General features: G+C 64.6%; 15 protein-coding genes. 10 read left to right on the plus strand and 5 right to left on the minus strand.

Features of this window, described 5'->3' with window-relative positions; genetic code table 11:
• Window positions 1-24 precede the first annotated feature (24 nt).
• The gene (locus ACOGXH_RS05600) at window positions 25-1,482 is read left to right on the plus strand and encodes an AAA family ATPase (protein ID WP_419928129.1); all 1,458 of its coding nucleotides are present in this window, start codon (window positions 25-27) and stop codon (window positions 1,480-1,482) included.
• 55 nt (window positions 1,483-1,537) lie between these two features.
• Here ACOGXH_RS05600 and ACOGXH_RS05605 read toward each other — a convergent pair whose 3' ends face one another.
• Window positions 1,538-2,929, minus strand: coding sequence for an aromatic ring-hydroxylating oxygenase subunit alpha (locus tag ACOGXH_RS05605; protein ID WP_419928130.1), 1,392 nt, complete (start codon window positions 2,927-2,929; stop codon window positions 1,538-1,540).
• A gap of 61 nt (window positions 2,930-2,990) precedes the next feature.
• Between ACOGXH_RS05605 and ACOGXH_RS05610 the strand changes: the two genes are divergently transcribed.
• The 8 genes from ACOGXH_RS05610 (at window position 2,991) to ACOGXH_RS05645 (ending at window position 10,917) form a co-directional block, all read left to right on the plus strand.
• Entirely contained in the window at window positions 2,991-4,136 is a 1,146-nt protein-coding gene (locus ACOGXH_RS05610; RefSeq protein WP_419928131.1) for a hypothetical protein, read from the plus strand.
• 37 nt (window positions 4,137-4,173) lie between these two features.
• The gene (locus ACOGXH_RS05615; RefSeq protein ID WP_419928132.1) at window positions 4,174-5,103 is read left to right on the plus strand and encodes an NAD(P)H-dependent flavin oxidoreductase; all 930 of its coding nucleotides are present in this window, start codon (window positions 4,174-4,176) and stop codon (window positions 5,101-5,103) included.
• A gap of 20 nt (window positions 5,104-5,123) precedes the next feature.
• Window positions 5,124-6,380, plus strand: coding sequence for a magnesium transporter (locus ACOGXH_RS05620; RefSeq protein WP_419928133.1), 1,257 nt, complete (start codon window positions 5,124-5,126; stop codon window positions 6,378-6,380).
• A gap of 51 nt (window positions 6,381-6,431) precedes the next feature.
• Complete coding sequence (locus ACOGXH_RS05625; RefSeq protein WP_419928134.1) at window positions 6,432-7,658, plus strand: potassium channel family protein; 1,227 nt, start codon at window positions 6,432-6,434, stop codon at window positions 7,656-7,658.
• A 96-nt stretch (window positions 7,659-7,754) separates the two neighbouring features.
• On the plus strand, window positions 7,755-7,916 hold the full coding sequence (locus ACOGXH_RS05630) for a hypothetical protein (RefSeq protein WP_419928135.1): 162 nt from the start codon (window positions 7,755-7,757) through the stop codon (window positions 7,914-7,916).
• Window positions 7,913-8,173 (plus strand): hypothetical protein, encoded by a 261-nt coding sequence (locus tag ACOGXH_RS05635; RefSeq protein ID WP_419928136.1) that lies wholly within the window; start codon window positions 7,913-7,915, stop codon window positions 8,171-8,173. Before ACOGXH_RS05630 ends, ACOGXH_RS05635 begins: the two co-directional genes overlap by 4 nt.
• Before the next feature lie 179 nt (window positions 8,174-8,352).
• The gene (locus ACOGXH_RS05640; protein ID WP_419930329.1) at window positions 8,353-9,645 is read left to right on the plus strand and encodes a DEAD/DEAH box helicase family protein; all 1,293 of its coding nucleotides are present in this window, start codon (window positions 8,353-8,355) and stop codon (window positions 9,643-9,645) included.
• A gap of 39 nt (window positions 9,646-9,684) precedes the next feature.
• A complete protein-coding gene (locus ACOGXH_RS05645) occupies window positions 9,685-10,917 on the plus strand; it encodes a helicase-related protein (RefSeq protein ID WP_419928137.1) in 1,233 nt (410 codons plus the stop codon).
• Between the two features lie 102 nt (window positions 10,918-11,019).
• On the opposite strand, the gene ACOGXH_RS05650 is transcribed toward ACOGXH_RS05645, so the two are convergent.
• The 3 genes from ACOGXH_RS05650 to ACOGXH_RS05660 are packed head-to-tail and all read right to left on the minus strand — an operon-like array spanning window position 11,020 to window position 13,650.
• Window positions 11,020-11,211 (minus strand): hypothetical protein, encoded by a 192-nt coding sequence (locus tag ACOGXH_RS05650; RefSeq protein ID WP_419928138.1) that lies wholly within the window; start codon window positions 11,209-11,211, stop codon window positions 11,020-11,022.
• Window positions 11,212-11,269: 58 nt separating this feature from the next.
• On the minus strand, window positions 11,270-13,228 hold the full coding sequence (locus tag ACOGXH_RS05655; RefSeq protein WP_419928139.1) for a bifunctional metallophosphatase/5'-nucleotidase: 1,959 nt from the start codon (window positions 13,226-13,228) through the stop codon (window positions 11,270-11,272).
• Between the two features lie 35 nt (window positions 13,229-13,263).
• Window positions 13,264-13,650, minus strand: coding sequence for a hypothetical protein (locus ACOGXH_RS05660; RefSeq protein ID WP_419928140.1), 387 nt, complete (start codon window positions 13,648-13,650; stop codon window positions 13,264-13,266).
• A 67-nt stretch (window positions 13,651-13,717) separates the two neighbouring features.
• Between ACOGXH_RS05660 and ACOGXH_RS05665 the strand changes: the two genes are divergently transcribed.
• Entirely contained in the window at window positions 13,718-14,965 is a 1,248-nt protein-coding gene (locus ACOGXH_RS05665; protein WP_419928141.1) for an MFS transporter, read from the plus strand.
• 35 nt (window positions 14,966-15,000) lie between these two features.
• On the opposite strand, the gene ACOGXH_RS05670 is transcribed toward ACOGXH_RS05665, so the two are convergent.
• Window positions 15,001-15,843: a class I SAM-dependent methyltransferase gene (locus ACOGXH_RS05670; RefSeq protein WP_419928142.1), complete on the minus strand. Its 843-nt coding sequence runs from the start codon at window positions 15,841-15,843 to the stop codon at window positions 15,001-15,003.
• Between the last annotated feature and the right edge of the window lie 116 nt (window positions 15,844-15,959).

The raw sequence follows: 15,959 nt of genomic DNA on the forward strand, positions 1-15,959 counted from the left end.
CTAGTAGATCAGTACGATGACAACATGGGGCCGAAGACGCTTATCAACCGGGAGGTAGAGGCGACGAAGCTGCGGGCACTGCTGGAACGAGACGCACCCGCGCTCGCATTGGTGCGCGGCCGTCGCCGGGTGGGCAAAACCTATCTGCTGTCCAATCTCTGGGCGTCTGAGCAAGTGCTGCACTATTCGGCTTCATCCACCACTCCGGTGCTCAACCGTCAAACACTGCTCGAGGAAGCAGCCCGTTGGTCAGGAGAAGACATCCGTTTCGAGGATCATCCGACGTGGCGCACCGTGTTTCGAACTCTGTTCAGCCTTCGCCCTGACCAGCCGACTGTCATCGTGTTGGACGAGTTCCAGTATCTCGCCGATGGTGAGAACGGGTTGCGTGAGGTCGCCTCGGAGCTGAACGCGGTGTGGGAGTCGGGTTTGCCCCGCTCGGCCGGCCTACTCGTAGTGCTCTCTGGGTCGGCGGTGCGAACCCTTGAGGCCTTGGCGGCTGGCGGGTCGCCCCTCTATGGCCGACTCGATGCGGTGATTCCGCTTGAACCTTTCGACTACTACAACGCTGGCCAGATGGTTTCCCGATATGAGCCCCGTGACCGGGTTCGGGCCTACGCGGCGTTCGGCGGCCTGCCGGCCAATCTGGCCGTGGTCGATGACAACCGTCCGGTGGGGGAGAACATTGCCGATCTCCTCCTTTCGCCTCACGGTGTGGTCCGCTCACGCTTGGCCACCGAGATAGACCAAGAGGAGGGTTTGCGCAACACCTCCCGTTATCGGGCGGTGATGGCCAGCATTGGGCTGGGTTCCCGCACCGTCGGCGAGGTCGCCGCCAAGATGGGCCAGCGCGCCGACACGGCGTTGAAACGAGTGGTCGACCAACTCGAAGACATGTCGTATTTGGTGCGGGAGGTCAATTTCGGGGCCTCACCCCAGCGAGGGATCCGCTATCGGCTGGCCGATCCCGCGACCCGGTTTCACTATGGAATCGGATTGCCGACGGAGTCAGCAGTGGCCGTCCTCGGCCCTGAGGCGGCATGGCGGGTCCGTATTGAGACAGAGGTGTTTCCCTCCTACGTTGGCCAGCACGTATTTGAAGACGTGGCTCGTCAGGCCTGTCGGCGCTGGGGGCCAGCACGGGGTCTGCCCGCTGTAGTCAAGTGGGGCAAATGGGCAGGGCATGACCGGTCTCGCCGCGAGGTGGAAATCGACCTGATCGGACGCACCCTCAACGACGAGGTGGTCACCGGCTCGGTCAAATTCCGCACCCGCCCCGCCGACGCGAAGACCTACCTAGACCACATGGCCGCCCTAGAACGCCTAGCCGACAGCGGCCTCGGCTGGGCTCTAGAAGCCTTAGCCCCAGAGTCGCCCTTCTGGTTCGTCTCTGCCGCCGGCTTCGCCCCCTCATTCCACGAGGTCGCCGACCCCGCCCGCGAAATCATCTGTTGGACCATGGACGACCTATACCCAGCATGAGCGAGATACTCCATTGAGTCGAGTATTGGATACTCGGTTTAACCGAGTATCCCTGTCAGCCGACGACGGGGCCGATGCCTGCCGGCTGAGCCCGTAGTGCCTCGATTTCGGCAACCGCCTCGTCGGAGAGCTCGCGGATGCCTATGAACTCCTCGAGGTTGTAGTGGAGGTTGATGATCCGCATCTCCTCCCGGCTCAACACGATGTGGTCCAAGCCGGGCTGATGCAGGCCCCGCTGGGCCCGTTGGAGGTTGGACAGGTCCTGGTCGAACACCAGGTTCATGGATGCCTCCTCAGCGGGGATAACAGCCTGCATCGGCGGGGTCCGATCGGTGTCCGGTGGGCGCCGATCGAGGTGCAGCAAGTCCATGTAGGCATCGTCGGGGGTGTCGCCGGGCCGGGACCGCAGCACGGTGATGCTGTCGCACATCACGATCACCGTGATGTTGGGGAACAGGTTGAACTGGAACAAATCCAGCATCTGCGACTGGTCGAAACTGTCGAGGTCGAGGCCCTTTTGAGCGGTCTGGGCCCGAACCAGGCCCTCCAGAACGTCGCGCACGCCGCCGCCGTCGGGAACCGGGGGGCATGGCCCCGGGTTCCCGGAGTCCTGGCCGTAGCGGGCGCCCTGGGTGACGATGATGGACTCCCAGATCTCCTGGTCGGTGGCCCCGTCGCGCAGCCGGGGGCTGGGCACCCCATAGGGCTGGTGCAGTGAGCCGTGGCGGCCGTAGAGCCGGTTCACCGAGTTGACGTCGTCGCAGCTGGGCAGCATCTCCCGATGGATGCCCTGCACGTGGTAGGTCTCGCTGAACGCCTCAATGAGGGTCTTCCAGTTGCACGGCAGCGGCACAGTGAGGTCGTAGGCGCAGGCGTATTCGTCCATGCGGGCCCACTCCAGCAGGCCGGGGATGGCCTCCAGGTAGTCGTCTAACGGCTCGGCGTCGAGGTCGAGGTTCACGAACACCAGCGGCCCCCAAGTGCCAACCTGCACCGGGAACAGCGGGAAGTCGTCGTTGCGCAGCGCCCCGAAGCCCCGGCGCGACGGCACCTCCCGCAGCTTGCCGTCCAGCGTCCAGCTCCACCGGTGGTAGATGCAGCGAAGCTCGGTGAGCCCCGAACCCGAGCCGGTGCACAGCACATTGCCCCGGTGGCGGCACACATTCTGGAACCCCCGCAGCACCCCGTCGTCGCCCCGCACGATGAGTACCGACAGGTTGCCCACCGAGTACTCGAACCAGTCGCCGGGCGATGGAACATGATCGACGGTGCAGGCCAGCTGCCAGGCCCGGGGCCACACGTGGGCCATCTCCAGCTCGGCCCATTCCGGGGAGATGTAGCGGTGGGTCGGCACCTCGACAGGCGTGCGCCGGGGCGGGACCGCTCCGATGGCGGTTCCCACCGGGGCATCGTTGGTGAGCTCATGGCCGATCTGGATTTTCGCCATGGCTAAAGCGTAGGCGGGTTGACCGAGGCGGCCTCAGCAGTCCCGTAGTCTTTAATCCCGTATGGGACCGGGCGAAGCCATTGTGTTCACAGTCGGGGCGCTGGTTGCATTGGGTACGCTCCTCGCTGCCATCCAGACCGTGGTGGTGCCCCGCGCCGAACGCAGTTTGTTGATCCGCTTCGTGTACGTGGGCATGTGGATGTTGTTCTCGGTGCTTGCCCGCCGCCGAAAGAGCTATGAGGCCAAAGATGCCCTGCTGGCCCGCTACGCCCCAACCACGCTCATGTTCTTGCCAGTGGTTTGGGCCACCGGAGTGATCTACGGGTTCTCGCTGATGTTCTGGGCGCTGGATGTGCGTCCCTATCGCGAAGCCCTGACACTGAGCGGATGGTCGCTCACAACCTTGGGCTATCGGGTGACCACCGACTTCTTCACCCTGACGCTGGCCGGGTTCGAAGCACTCATCGGCTTGGGCATCGTGGCCTTCTTGATCAGCTTCTTGCCCACCATGTACAGCGCGTTCAGCGCTCGGGAGTCTGCCGTGGCTCGCCTGGAGATCAGAGCCGGAACCCCGCCCACACCCGAGGCCATGATCATCCTGGCCCACGAGACCGGCGGCCTCGAAGACATGGGCGAGACCTGGACCGAGTGGGAGCACTGGTTCATCCAAATTGAAGAAACCCACCAGTCTTATCCCGCATTGGCCTACTTCCGGTCGGTGCGCTCTGACCGGTCATGGGTGACCGCGGCAGGCTGCATTCTCGACACTGCCGCCATCATGTTGTCGACAGTGGCGGTGCCCCACTCTCCCGCGGCGCCGTTCATGATCCGAGCGGGCTACGTGGCGCTGCGCAACATCGCTGACTTCTTCGGCATCGACTACGACCCCGACCCGGCGCCCTCGGACACGATTACCGTGCGCCGCCACGAGTTCTACGAATCGTACGAGACCTTGCGGAGCGCGGGAGTGCCAGTTGTCGAGGACCGCGACCAGGCGTGGCGCGACTACTCCGGATGGCGGGTGAACTACGACAACTGCCTGGTGGGATTGGCCTCGATCACTTCAGCGCCTCCGGGCAAGTGGAGCACCGACCGGCCTTCTCCCTACCAACGTCTGCGCTTATTCCACCGTCCTCTGCGCCGCCCCCTGCCCCCGCTGTTGCGCGAGCTCCGGCGGCGGGGATTCGGCGCAGGGCGGCGGCGTTGATTTCTCCAGGGACACCGAGGCCGATGAGGCTGGCGCAATGAAGACTCGCATCACCGAGCTGTTGGGTATCGACATTCCCGTGGTGCAGGCCCCGATGGGCTACATCGCCCGAGCCCAGCTGGCCTCGGCGGTGTCCAACGCCGGTGGCATGGGCATCATCGAGACCTCCTCGGGCCAGCTCGACGACATCAAGGTGGAGATCGCCAAGATGCGCGACCTCACCGACCGCCCCTGGGGCGTGAACATCGCCCAGCTGCTGGTGCCCGACGCCACGGTGATCGACTTCGTCATCGAACATGGCGTGGGGTTTGTGACCACATCGGCGGGCGACCCCAACCGGTTCACCGCGATGCTGAAAGATGCCGGGATCACGGTTTTCCATGTGGTGCCCACCCTGCGGGGGGCCATCAAGGCAGTGGATGCCGGGGTGGACGGGCTCATCGTGGAGGGGGTGGAAGGGGGCGGGTTCAAGAACCCCCACGGGTCGTCCACCATGGTGTTGACCCCGCTGGTGGTGGCCGAAGTGGATGTGCCGGTCATCGCTGCGGGAGGAATTTGCGACGGGGTGTCTATGGCCGCTGCGCTAGTGCTGGGGGCCGACGGGGTGCAGATGGGCACCCGAATGCTGTCGGCGGCCGAGTCGCCGGTACACGACAACTGGAAGCAGGCGGTGGTGGCTGCGGCGGAAACCGACACCGTGTTGCTGAACCGGTTCGGCCGGCCCGGCATGCGGGCCCTGCGCACCGATCTCACTGCCGAGATGGAGCACCACGACCAAGTGCAGATGCCCGGCCTCGACCGGCTTATGGACCAATACTTCGGCGGGCAGATGGACGTGGCCGTGCCCTTCGGCGGCCAGGTGATGGGCCGCATCGAAGAGGTGCGCCCGGTGGCCGACATCCTGGGGGAGGCCTGGGACGACTGCCAGGTGCGTTTGCGCCAACTAGGACAGGCCGCGACGGGGTAGCCGGGCGGGAAGTCATCTTCATGCTCTCCCGCACAATGCTCTCGCTTCTCCGCCGGTCAGGTAACCGGCTGCAACTGGTCCGCCTGCTCGGACCCGACCCTCGAGGAGTGCGCCAGTCGCTGGGGGCGCTGTGCATCTTGGCGGTGACCAGCGTGATCGCCGGGGTGGTGCTGGGCCGCAGCCACGAGCGATTGGCCGAGCTGCCTGGCCTGCTGCTGCTGGTTCCGGCGGCCATCGCCTTGCCGGGGAAGATCTTCGGAGCGCTGGGCAGCCGGCTGGGCACCGCGATCCACACCGGCACGTTTCGCCTGTCGCTGCGGTCGTCCAGCGTGGTGGGCCAGAACGTGTGGGCCTCGTTGGTCTTGACGCTCCTGATGACGCTGGTACTGGCGCTATTGGCCTCCGCGATGGCGTCGGGTATCGGGGTGGAGGGCGCCATCAGCGTGGCCGACTACTTGGTGGTGTCGGTGGTGGGGGGAACGCTGGCATCGGTGTTTGTTCTCTTGGTGACGCTGGGCATGGCCACCGCGTCGGTGCGCTGGGGCCTCGACCCCGACAACGTGACCGCCCCCATGGTGACCGCGGCCGGCGACGTTCTGGCCCTGCCCGCGCTCATCCTGGCCTCCTATCTGGTGCGCCGCGACACGGTGACCCCGGTTGTCGCCGGGCTGTTGGCGGTCATCACGGTGGTTTCGCTGGCGGCCGCGCTCCGGTCCAAAGCCCCGCAGATCAAGACTGTGATGCGGGAGTCGATCCCGGTACTGGTGCTGGCCGGGTTCTTGTCGCTTATGGCCGGGGTGACGGTGGAGAACCGGTTCGAGGTGTTCTCGGACCGACCGGTGCTGTTGGTGCTGGTGCCTGGCTATCTGGCCATCGCCGGAGCCTTGGGCGGCATCTTGGCCAATCGGCTGTCCAGCAAGCTTCACCTGGGCTTGATCGGCCCCTCGGTGCTGCCCCAGCGGGGGGCCCGCACCGATGTGGGCGTGACCATCGGGCTGGCGCTGCCGGTGTTCGCCATTGTGGCCCTGGTTTCGCAGGGGGCGGGTTCGCTGGTGGACCTGGCCGGACCAGGGGTGGGCCTGTTGGTGGGGGTCGCCCTGGTGGGCGGAGTCCTAGCGGTGATGGTCGCGGTGGCGGTGGCCTACTACGGGACTATCGCCGCGGTGCGATTCGGGGTCGACCCCGATTCAGTGGGCATCCCGACGGTGACCGCGGTGCTCGACCTGGTGGGAGCACTCACGCTGGTATTCGCCATCGCGGTTTTGGGAGCAGGGTGAAAGGCCAATGACTCATTTTGAATCTGATGACTAACGTGGAGAGACCTGACAATGGACGATAAACCCCGCAATCTTCGGGCCATGCTCGCCGAGGCCAAGGACCTCTCCGAGCTGATGGTCGATCTTGCCTACGCCGCCCTGTTCTTCGGCGACCCGGACATGGCCACCGAGGTCGACGAGCTCGAGATCCAGATGACCGAGCTGGTGCAGGACATGCGGGCGACCTGCATCATGGCCGTGCGCCACCCCCGCGAGGCCGAGGGCATGTCGTCGGTGCTCCAGGTGATCAGCGCCATCGAGCGGATCGCCAACGATGCGGTGGACATCTCCCGGATCGTGAGCCGCCGGCTGGGAATACCCGCCGAGCTGGTGGCCGACTTGTCCAGCGCTGAGGAGATCTCCCACCGCTTGGTGGTACACGAGGGATCCCATATGGTGCGCCGCCCCCTGGGCGACTTGGAGCTGCCCGTGGTGGCCGGAATGCGGGTGATGGCCATTCGCCGGGAGCGCAGCTGGATAACCGACGTGGGTGGCGAACAGCTGATGATGCCCGGCGACGTGCTGTTCTTGCGGGGCTCGCCCGCAGGCATCATGCGGCTGCACCAGTTGGCTGCCGCGCCCATGTGGGAGGAGCCGGTGGCCCCAGAGGATCCGTGGATCTCTGATCTCGACCGGGCGGTGGACGTACTGGTGGAGATGAAGGACCTATCGGAGGCCGCGGTGGGTTTGGCCTATTCGGCGCTAGTGCTCAACGACCGGGGCTTGGCCGCGCAGGTGCGGCTGTTGGAGGGCCGCCTCGATGAGATGAACCACCAGTTGGAGCTGTGGGTGCTGCGGGCGGCGTCCAACAACATCGACCCCTCGCCGCTGCGGGGACTGCTGCATCTGGGCCAAGCCGCCGAGGACATCGGCGACCAGGCCCGCCAGATGATCTCGCTGGTGGAACAAGGCGAAGAGGTCCACCCCATTCTGGAGATCGCCCTCGGCGACTCCGACGAGGTGGTGGTGGAACTGCCAGTAGCCCGCCTGAGCGGTGCCGATGGGGTCTCGCTCAAAGAACTAGGCCTCAACATCGAGCCCGGCTTCACCGTCCTGGCCATCCGCCGGGCTGGCCGCTACATCTACCGACCCCGGGGCAGCGCCGTGCTCTACGCTGGCGACGAAATCATCGCCAGCGGCCCCGACGAAGGCCGCGAAGCCCTCTCCGAGCGCTTCGGCTGGAACCTGGTCCGCGAAGAAGAAGGCCTAGAAGACGAACTCCAACCCATGGCGACTTGACCTCCCCTGCGGCCAGTCATTGGTTCTGCCAGCCCAGCAAGTGCTGCCGACTTGACATTGGCCCATTCGGGTCCACTGCTGGTTAGAATTGTACCAATGATCCACCTTGAGCTTGAGCGTATAGAAGCCTTGGAATTGATGGGGATGGTCCTCGCCCACCTCAACGATGCCGAGGCTGTTGGCGAATTGTCGCCGCGGGTTCCGCTATTGATGTCAATTCGAGACAAACTGGCCGACGAACTAAGGGGGCAATCATGAGCTACAGCGAAACAGATGTGCTTGCAGCTGTTGGCAGAATGGAGAAGTACCGGGCTGGCCAAGATGGCGAGATCGGTGCGGCGCTGGCTGTGGTGGGTCTGAGTTCTGAGCGGGCCGACAAGGAGGCGGCTATTCGAGACGACATGATTAAGGTCGCCCATCGCGTTGGCGCCTCGCTCCGCCAAATTGCCGAGGTCTCCGGACTCAACCGCAAGACCGTCAGCAACATCGTCGAATCCGACAAGCAGGATTCCTGAACGGCCACATCCCTTCGCCCCCTGGCTAGCCACATCCACCGCCTCAACACGCACCCCGCCCCTCCATTTCCGCAGGTCACAGGCCCAGAATCCATGTCGCAAGTGTGTCGACCCCAATGACAGTTTCCTCCTAGAGAAGTATCGCCTTGGCACATCTAGGTAGAGTGCCGCCTGTGCCGATGGGGGACGCAGGAATGGAAGATGCTCCTGGCAATGGTCCCTTTGCCGACGGGAAGCCGATCCTTCTAGATGGATTCGGCGACAGGCATCTCTATCTGGAAATTCTCCGGTGGCTGATCAACCCAGATATTGATCGGATAGATCTTGCTGTGTCGTTCATCATGAAGAGCGGCGTAGACCTTATTGCCGACCACCTTGAGGTTGCCCTCCAGCGGGGTGCGCGCATCAGGTTTCTAACCACCGACTATCTGTCCATCACCGATCCAGATGCACTGACCCGTCTGTTGGATCTGGCTGATCGCCCTGATCTGGATGAGAGCCAACTTCAATTAAGGGTCTTCCACGACCCCAAAGTTTCCTTTCATCCCAAGGCGTACCTGTTTCGATCAACCAGCAGCGCAATCGCCAGCGGTTTTGTGGGGAGCTCAAATCTGAGCCGGTCAGGGATCAGAAGCGGCGTGGAGTGGAATCTGGGGGTCGATCAGATAGGTCCGTTAGTTGAGAGCTTTGAACGGCTGTGGACCGATTCCCGATGTGCGTCTATCGACGCTCGCTGGGTTGCTGAGTATCGGATTCGGCGGCCACCCGACAGTGCTCCCCGAACCCCACCCCCAGAAGCGTCCATTGACGTTGAACCACCGCTCCAGCCGGTCAACCCGTGGCCCGTTCAAAATGAGGCACTTCGTGCTTTGGAGGAGACCCGTATTCAGGGCTTTCGCCGAGGATTGGTGGTCATGGCCACCGGGTTGGGCAAGACATTGTTGGCCGCGTTCGACAGCAACCGTCCTGACTTCCGCAGGGTGCTGTTCATTGCCCATCGAGAGGAGATACTGCGCCAGAGCCGGGACGCGTTCCGCCGAGTGCGGCCCGATGGTCGCTTCGGGTTCTTCCTGGGTGCCGACAAAGACCCTGAGGCCGACGTGGTGTTTGCCAGCATTCAGACGCTGCACCGCAATCTCGACAGCTTCGAGTCTGACCGGTTCGACTACGTGGTGGTCGACGAATTCCATCACGCCGCCGCTCCTACCTATCGCCGGGTTATCGAGCGCTTTCATCCGAAGTTTTTGCTCGGACTTACTGCCACTCCGGACCGACTCGACGGGGCTGACCTACTCGCGCTCTGCGGCAACAACCTGGTGTTCGAATGCGATCTAGTTGAGGGAATCCGACAGGAGCGGCTATCACCCTTCCACTATTGGGGCATCAAAGACGTGGCCGATTACGCCCCGATTCCTTGGCGCAATGGCCGCTTCGACCCCGACAAGCTGGCCGAGGCCATCGAGACCACGTAGCGGGCCGCACAAGCGCTGGCGGAGTGGCGGGAACGAGCAATGGGCCCGACGCTGGCGTTCTGTACAACCATCGCTCACGCCAAGTTCATGGCCGAGTTCTTCAATCAGCGAGGAGTGCGGTCGGTAGCTGTCCACAGTGGCCAACACTCGGCCCCGCGCCAAAGTGCGGTTGAGGACCTTCGAAGCGGGGCTATCCAAGTGCTGTTTGCGGTTGACGTGTTCAACGAAGGTGTCGACGTTCCCGAGATCGGAACGGTCCTCATGCTGCGCCCCACCGATTCGCCGGTGATATTCCTGCAACAGCTCGGACGGGGGCTTCGCGTATCTGAAGACAAAGCCGCGCTTCATGTGATCGACTTCGTGGGTAACCACCACAGTTTCTTGATGAAGCCCCGGGTGTTGGCGAAGATGGGCTCGTCGGCGTCCACTTTGACCGACAAGGCCGCTGTGAATGCGGCTGAAGCTGGCGAATTCGACCTACCGCCGGGCTGTTCGGCGGAGTTCGAGCTAGGGGCGATTGTGTTGCTGCGCCAGATGCTGACCAGGCGCGCCGACAGGCTGGGTCCAGCCGCCCGCGACGAGGCCGCTGCGCTGGCCGAGTACTGCCTCAACTACGCCGAAGAGCACGATGCAAGGCCTACCGCGGCGCAGACCTCTCGCTCGGTGGGGATCAAGCCCGGCAGCGGGCCGATCAAGCGGGCTCGCGGCTGGCACCGCTATCTTGACAACCTGGGACTGCTGTCAGACGCTCACAAGAGTGCCGTAGAAGAGGCGGGCGACGTGCTGAGATCGCTGGAATCTGAGCGGATCTTCAAGTCCTACAAGTTGGTGGCGTTGCAGGCAATGCTGGAATTGGGTGGGGCATTTGAGCCGGCTTCGGTAGCTGATGTGGCAGAACGGTCATTGCAAGCAATTCGGGAAGACCATCGGCTGCGGGCCGACATCCACATCAAGGAGATACCCAATCTGGACGAAGTGTCGCTTGAGAAGTGGCGGAAATACTGGTTCAAGTGGCCGCTGGGTCATCTATCCAACAAGCCGGGTAAATCCCTGTTCAGCCACGAACCTGGTGACGACGGCGGAATGATGGTGCCCTCGTTCTTGGTGTCTGATGAGCGGCGGGAGGCCTTCGTGGAAATGGCCCTCGAGGTCGTGGCTTGGCGGCTTCAGAACTACTTGCTGGACCGCGGTGAGGGGCTCGGGCCGTCGGCATTGCCACTGCCGAGCAGGCCGCAGTCCCCGGCGTCTGGTCATCTTGAGGAGTTGGGGTAGGCAACCGCCAGCACGTCTGCTACGGCCAGAGGTGTACTCGTGGGGCATTGGGGACGAGAAGGGATGTGAGGGCGGAGAAGTCGGAGCTTTCGGTGTCGAGGATCACCTAGGGAAGTAGCGGCGGCGCATCGCGGCGACGTCTTGGGGGTCTGGAACTCCTGACTCTTTGGCCCAGTCGTCCAAGAACTCTTTGAGGGCTTTGCGCTGGTGCTTCTGTAGGGTAGGGAGGTGGATGCCCTGTGGGATGGCACCCAATTGGGTGCCGTGCTCCTCGGCAGAAGGGCGACCAGTCATAGCTCCACTCTAGGGAGTGGCTGACCGCAAGTCTGCCGAGAGGCTGAGACTAGGAGTGTTAGATGGTGAGTTTCCCGCTACGGCGGGACAGGCTGGCCAGGAGGAGGCCGGCTAGGAGGAGGGTGGCGGCGATGATGAAGAGCAGGCGGCTTTCCACGCCGGTGGCGGGGAGTTCTTCGCCAGCCGTCTCGTCCATGTCGTCGGCCATGCCGTCGTCCATGTCCGCGGCTGCTGCGGTTATGCGGCTTTCGCCGCCTTCGGGGTAATCGGCAGCAGTGATGGTGCCGCCGAGGCCGTCGGCGATGTAGGCGGCCAAGGATTGCTGGTCGGTGAGGCCCAGGTGGGTGCGGGTGCCGTCGCCGAACAGGTACTGGTCGCCGCCGTTGGCCAGGAAGTTGAGGGTGACCAGGGCGATGGATGGGGCGCCGTCCACCACGGCTCCATCGCTCACGATGGCGGTGCCATCGTCCAGGGTGATCGACTGCACTCGGGAGCCCTCGGTGGTGACGGTGTCGTCTTCGCCGATCTCTTGAGGAGTGCTGGCGGGGTCGTACACCAGGCTCATGCCCGCGATCTGGGCGAAGCGGCCGCTAGAGCTCTCCACCCTCGACACGGCATTCTCGAAGATCACCTTCATCTGGGCGGGCGACACGTCTTCGATCACGGTCACGAAGTTGCCGAACGGGGAGATGTTGAAGGTCTCCAGCTCGCTGATCGGGCCTACCGGGATCACCGAGTCATTGCGGATCCCGCCGCCGTTCTGGAGGGCCACCAACGGCTGGGGCACGCCGAAGTCGTCGGCCAGCCGTTGGCCGTTCCACAAAAGGGCGTCGGCCAGCAGGTTGCCTTGGTTGGTCTCGTGGGTGCGGATGCCGGGGGAGCGTCGTCCGTCCAGGGGCACCTCGGTGTTGCCCACCGGGGAGGCGGCCAGCTCTTCGAGGGCCGCGGCCACCGGTTCGGTCACCTGGGCTACCACGTCGGGGTGGGGCTCAACCGCGTCGGGCTCGTCCCCGCCGGCCACCCGGCGCAGGCCGCTGGACTCGTCGATGGCGGTCACGTTGCCGTCGGTGTCGAAGGTCAGGATCAGCTGGCCCACGTAGGTGTAGTCGCCCGGTGTGGTCACGATCGGTACGCTGTTGCCATCGGCCAGGGTGGCGGTGAGCGGATAGGGGCCGTAGGGATCGCCGTCGCCGGGAAGCAGCGCGGTATTTTCGTCGGCCAATAGCGCCCCGCTGCCGCCGGCCACGATGGCGTCCACGCCGGTGAGCTCAGCAGCCAGATCAGTCTCGCCGCTCAAGGCCTGCAAGTGGGTGGACAGCACGATGATGTCCACGCCGTCGCCGGTGAGCCGGTCGATCTCAGCCTGCACGATCTCGGCCACATTCGACATTACCGCCACGTTTCTGGGGCTGGAGATGTAGGAGAGCTCCGGGGTGGTGGCGCCGATGATGCCGATGCGCCGACCCTGCTTCTCCACCACTGCCGACGGGGCGATACGGCCCTCATCCACCAGCGCGGCCAACACCGGCTCGCCGGAGAAGTCCAGGTTGGCGCTGATGAACGGCGCAGTGGTGGTCTCGGTGATGAACCGGGCCAACAGGTCGGGGCCCAAGTCGAATTCGTGGTTGCCGATGGTCAACGCGTCGTAGCCGATCAGGTTGAGGGCCAGGGCGTCGTAGAACGGGCTGTCCTCGCCGAGGCTCACCGACAGCTCGGGGCCGCTCAAGAAGTTGTCGCCCGAGGAGATGGTGATCACCGCCGCGCCGTCATCGGCGGCCTGGGACCGAAGCTGGTGTACCAGGGAGGCGAAGCGGGCCACGCCGCCATAATCGGGCAGATCCGACGACGCCTGCACCAACTGCGACTCGCCGTCGTTGTGGTGCAGGATCACCAGTTGCAGTTCGCCGCTGTCACCGGGTGCATCACCGTCGTCTTGCGCATTGGCCGCCACTGCGCCCAGCAGCGCGGTGACCAGGCCCAGGGTGATCAATGCCCACACGATCCGTCGAATGCTCACTGGTTGTCTCCTTCGCGCTCGTACTGGAGTTGTGTTTAGGGGTTGATGACTTCGGGTGCCCAGTTGGACTCGAATCCAATGCCCGACAGCCAGGTCTCCACCAGCTTTCCGTTCTCGGCTCGGAAGGCTTGCACCCAGTCCCATTGGTTGCCGTCCACCTTCCAGCTGCCGATGGCCACTACGAAGTCGTCCTCGGCGATGAGCCGGTAGCGCATGTCGGTGAACTCAGCCTGGCTGCACAGAGCGGCCACCTGCTGCTGGTACTCCTCGGCGGTCACCGAGCGGGTGCCCCCCATCTCGTGGCGCACATACACCGGTCCGGCCAGCTCCGGCACCAAGTCCGGATTCTGCGCCCCCCACATCTCGTCGTACCACCGCCGCAGCACGGCCTTGGTTTCCTCAGCGGTATTGGTGTCACCCATGGCCTGAACCTACGGCAGCAGTACGGCAAGTACCGCGTCGGAAGCTGAAGGCCAGTACCGTCGCAGCGTGAGCGACGCCGCCCCTGTCTCTGCCTCGGGGATGTTCGCGTCGCTGTCCAACCGGGACTACAACCTGCTGTGGTGGTCGGGGCTGGTGGCGTTCTTGGCCGTCGGTATGCAGATCCTGGCCCGGGGCTGGCTGGCCATCCAGCTCACCGACAGCAACTCCAGCTTTGCCTTGGTGCTGCTGGCCTTCGGCATCGGCATGGTCACCGTCACTCCGTTCGGTGGAGTGGCCGCCGACCGCTTCCCCCGTCGGGCGCTCATCGTCGGCTCCCATGTCTCGCTGACCCTGAGCGCCTTTTGGCTCGGGATCATGATGGTGCTGGGCCTGGAGGAGTTCTGGATGCTCCTGGTGGCAGCGGTGATCCAGGGCTCGTCGTTCGCCTTCATGGGACCGGCTCGGATTGCCATGACCGGCGAAGTGGTGGAGCGAGAGCTGCTGTCCAACGCCATCTCGCTCACCCAGTTGACTGTGGCCAGTTCCCAGACAGTCGGGCCAGCTCTGGCCGGAGTGCTGGCTGACACGCCCGGTTTCGGACTGGCCGGGGTGTACCTGTTGAGCGCGGGTCTCACCGCGGTGGGGACGATCCCAGTGCTGATGCTGCCGACGTCGCAGCCGGAGCAGCGGGAGGCCCATAGCCCCATCGAGGAAATTGTCGAGGGGGTGGCCTACGTCGCCCGGCAGCCCTATCTGCGGGTGGTGGTGATTTCCACCGCTCTCATGCTGTTGGTGGCCATGCCCTACATGGCGTTCTTGCCCAAGTTCACCGAGAGCGTGTTTGGGGTGGGAGCGCTGTGGCTGGGCATTCTCCAGGGGGCCAACGCCCTCGGCGGCACCGTCACCGCCCTCCAAGTGGCCCGGATGCGGGACAACACCCTGCTGTGGCGCCTGCGGGTCTTCAGCCTCGGCGTGGTAGCCCTTGGGGTGGGCGTATTGGCCATCACCCCCAATCACCTGGTGGCGTTGCCGGTGCTCTTTTTCCTGGGCGGCGCGGCCACAACCTTCCAAACCGCCAACATGTCGATGTCTTTGCTCTTGGCCGAACCGGTGTACCACGGTCGGGTGCAGAGTCTGGTGATGGTCGCGTTCAGCGCCCAGAGCCTGGTGGCGTTCCCGCTTGGTGCCCTGGCCGATCAGATCGGGCTGCGGGAGATGCACGGCTACATGGCCGCGGCCACCGTTTTGGTGGTGGTTTGGTCGGTGATTGCCGGTCGCCAAGCCCGCCGCCAGACAGAGGCAGCCCGCGGCTAGTGCCCGCGGCTAGTGCCCCAGGCTCGATCCAGCGGCTAGGCGCGGGCGCTGACCAGCCAGGCGGCGGCGCCCATGGTGATGCCGTCGGGGGTGCGGCGGCGCTCGACCATTGCCCCGAGAGCGGCTTTGACCCGGTCGATCACATGAATGTCGGCGTTTTCGGGAATGGCTGTGCCGGGCAGCAGGTCCATGTAGTAGCGAACCAGCTCATCGGTGGTGCCGCCGCCGATGTTCACCGGCAGGTCATGCGGGGTGATGTCGATGTCCACCAGCCCAGCTCCGGTGAGGATCGAGCTGATCCGATCGCCCGAGGCCAGCGAGAACGGTCCGGGAGCGTAGGGATCCATCGGGTCGGGCGGACCCAGCACCTCGGCCACCGCCCGCCCCGGTTCCGTGACCCAAGAATTCTCCTCGGGCGACCGCCAGCAGACGAAGGTCAGCCTCCCGCCGGGCCGCAGGGCCCGCCGGAGGTTTGTGAAACCAGCCACCGGCTCGGCGAAGAACATGATCCCCATGCGGGAGAATGCGGCGTCGTAGTGCCGGGGTTCGAACTGGTGGGCGCCGGCGTCGGCCACCACAAATGTCGTGTTGTCCCAACCGGCGTCGGCGGCTCGGCGGCGGGCCTCATCCAGCATGGGCGCCGAAACGTCCACCCCGGTCACGTGTCCGCTGTCTCCCACCAGTTGGGCCAATTCCAAGCTGGTGGTCCCGGTGCCGCAGCCGACGTCGAGCACGTGTTCGCCAGGGTCGGGATGAAGTCGGGCGACAGCCGCCTCTCCGAGAGGGGCCAGCATGGCGTCCAGCCTCTCCCGATGCTCGATCCACACCGGTCCCCGGTCGTTCCAATAGGTGCGAAGCGCGTCGGCAACGTCGACCATCTCCCCAGTCTGCCAGAACGCCCCGTCCCTGGGGCAGGCCGAGCACTCTCGTCAGAACGCTGTGGTGTGCAGGCACTCAATCCAGCTACTTCTGCGACACCTTCAGCGAGGCGGGC

Origin of the sequence: Candidatus Poriferisocius sp. (genome assembly GCF_965208355.1) — a bacterium.
In the GTDB taxonomy this organism is placed as follows: domain Bacteria; phylum Actinomycetota; class Acidimicrobiia; order Acidimicrobiales; family Bin134; genus Poriferisocius.

What these genes read in the sequence shown, in the direction of transcription:
- ACOGXH_RS05600 (WP_419928129.1), top strand. Translation starts at nt 25, where the DNA reads ATGGGGCCGAAGACGCTTATCAACCGGGAGGTAGAGGCGACGAAGCTG.
- ACOGXH_RS05605 (WP_419928130.1), bottom strand. Translation starts at nt 2,929, where the DNA reads ATGGCGAAAATCCAGATCGGCCATGAGCTCACCAACGATGCCCCGGTG.
- ACOGXH_RS05610 (WP_419928131.1), top strand. Translation starts at nt 2,991, where the DNA reads ATGGGACCGGGCGAAGCCATTGTGTTCACAGTCGGGGCGCTGGTTGCA.
- ACOGXH_RS05615 (WP_419928132.1), top strand. Translation starts at nt 4,174, where the DNA reads ATGAAGACTCGCATCACCGAGCTGTTGGGTATCGACATTCCCGTGGTG.
- ACOGXH_RS05620 (WP_419928133.1), top strand. Translation starts at nt 5,124, where the DNA reads ATGCTCTCCCGCACAATGCTCTCGCTTCTCCGCCGGTCAGGTAACCGG.
- ACOGXH_RS05625 (WP_419928134.1), top strand. Translation starts at nt 6,432, where the DNA reads ATGGACGATAAACCCCGCAATCTTCGGGCCATGCTCGCCGAGGCCAAG.
- ACOGXH_RS05630 (WP_419928135.1), top strand. Translation starts at nt 7,755, where the DNA reads ATGATCCACCTTGAGCTTGAGCGTATAGAAGCCTTGGAATTGATGGGG.
- ACOGXH_RS05635 (WP_419928136.1), top strand. Translation starts at nt 7,913, where the DNA reads ATGAGCTACAGCGAAACAGATGTGCTTGCAGCTGTTGGCAGAATGGAG.
- ACOGXH_RS05640 (WP_419930329.1), top strand. Translation starts at nt 8,353, where the DNA reads ATGGGGGACGCAGGAATGGAAGATGCTCCTGGCAATGGTCCCTTTGCC.
- ACOGXH_RS05645 (WP_419928137.1), top strand. Translation starts at nt 9,685, where the DNA reads ATGGGCCCGACGCTGGCGTTCTGTACAACCATCGCTCACGCCAAGTTC.
- ACOGXH_RS05650 (WP_419928138.1), bottom strand. Translation starts at nt 11,211, where the DNA reads ATGACTGGTCGCCCTTCTGCCGAGGAGCACGGCACCCAATTGGGTGCC.
- ACOGXH_RS05660 (WP_419928140.1), bottom strand. Translation starts at nt 13,650, where the DNA reads ATGGGTGACACCAATACCGCTGAGGAAACCAAGGCCGTGCTGCGGCGG.
- ACOGXH_RS05670 (WP_419928142.1), bottom strand. Translation starts at nt 15,843, where the DNA reads ATGGTCGACGTTGCCGACGCGCTTCGCACCTATTGGAACGACCGGGGA.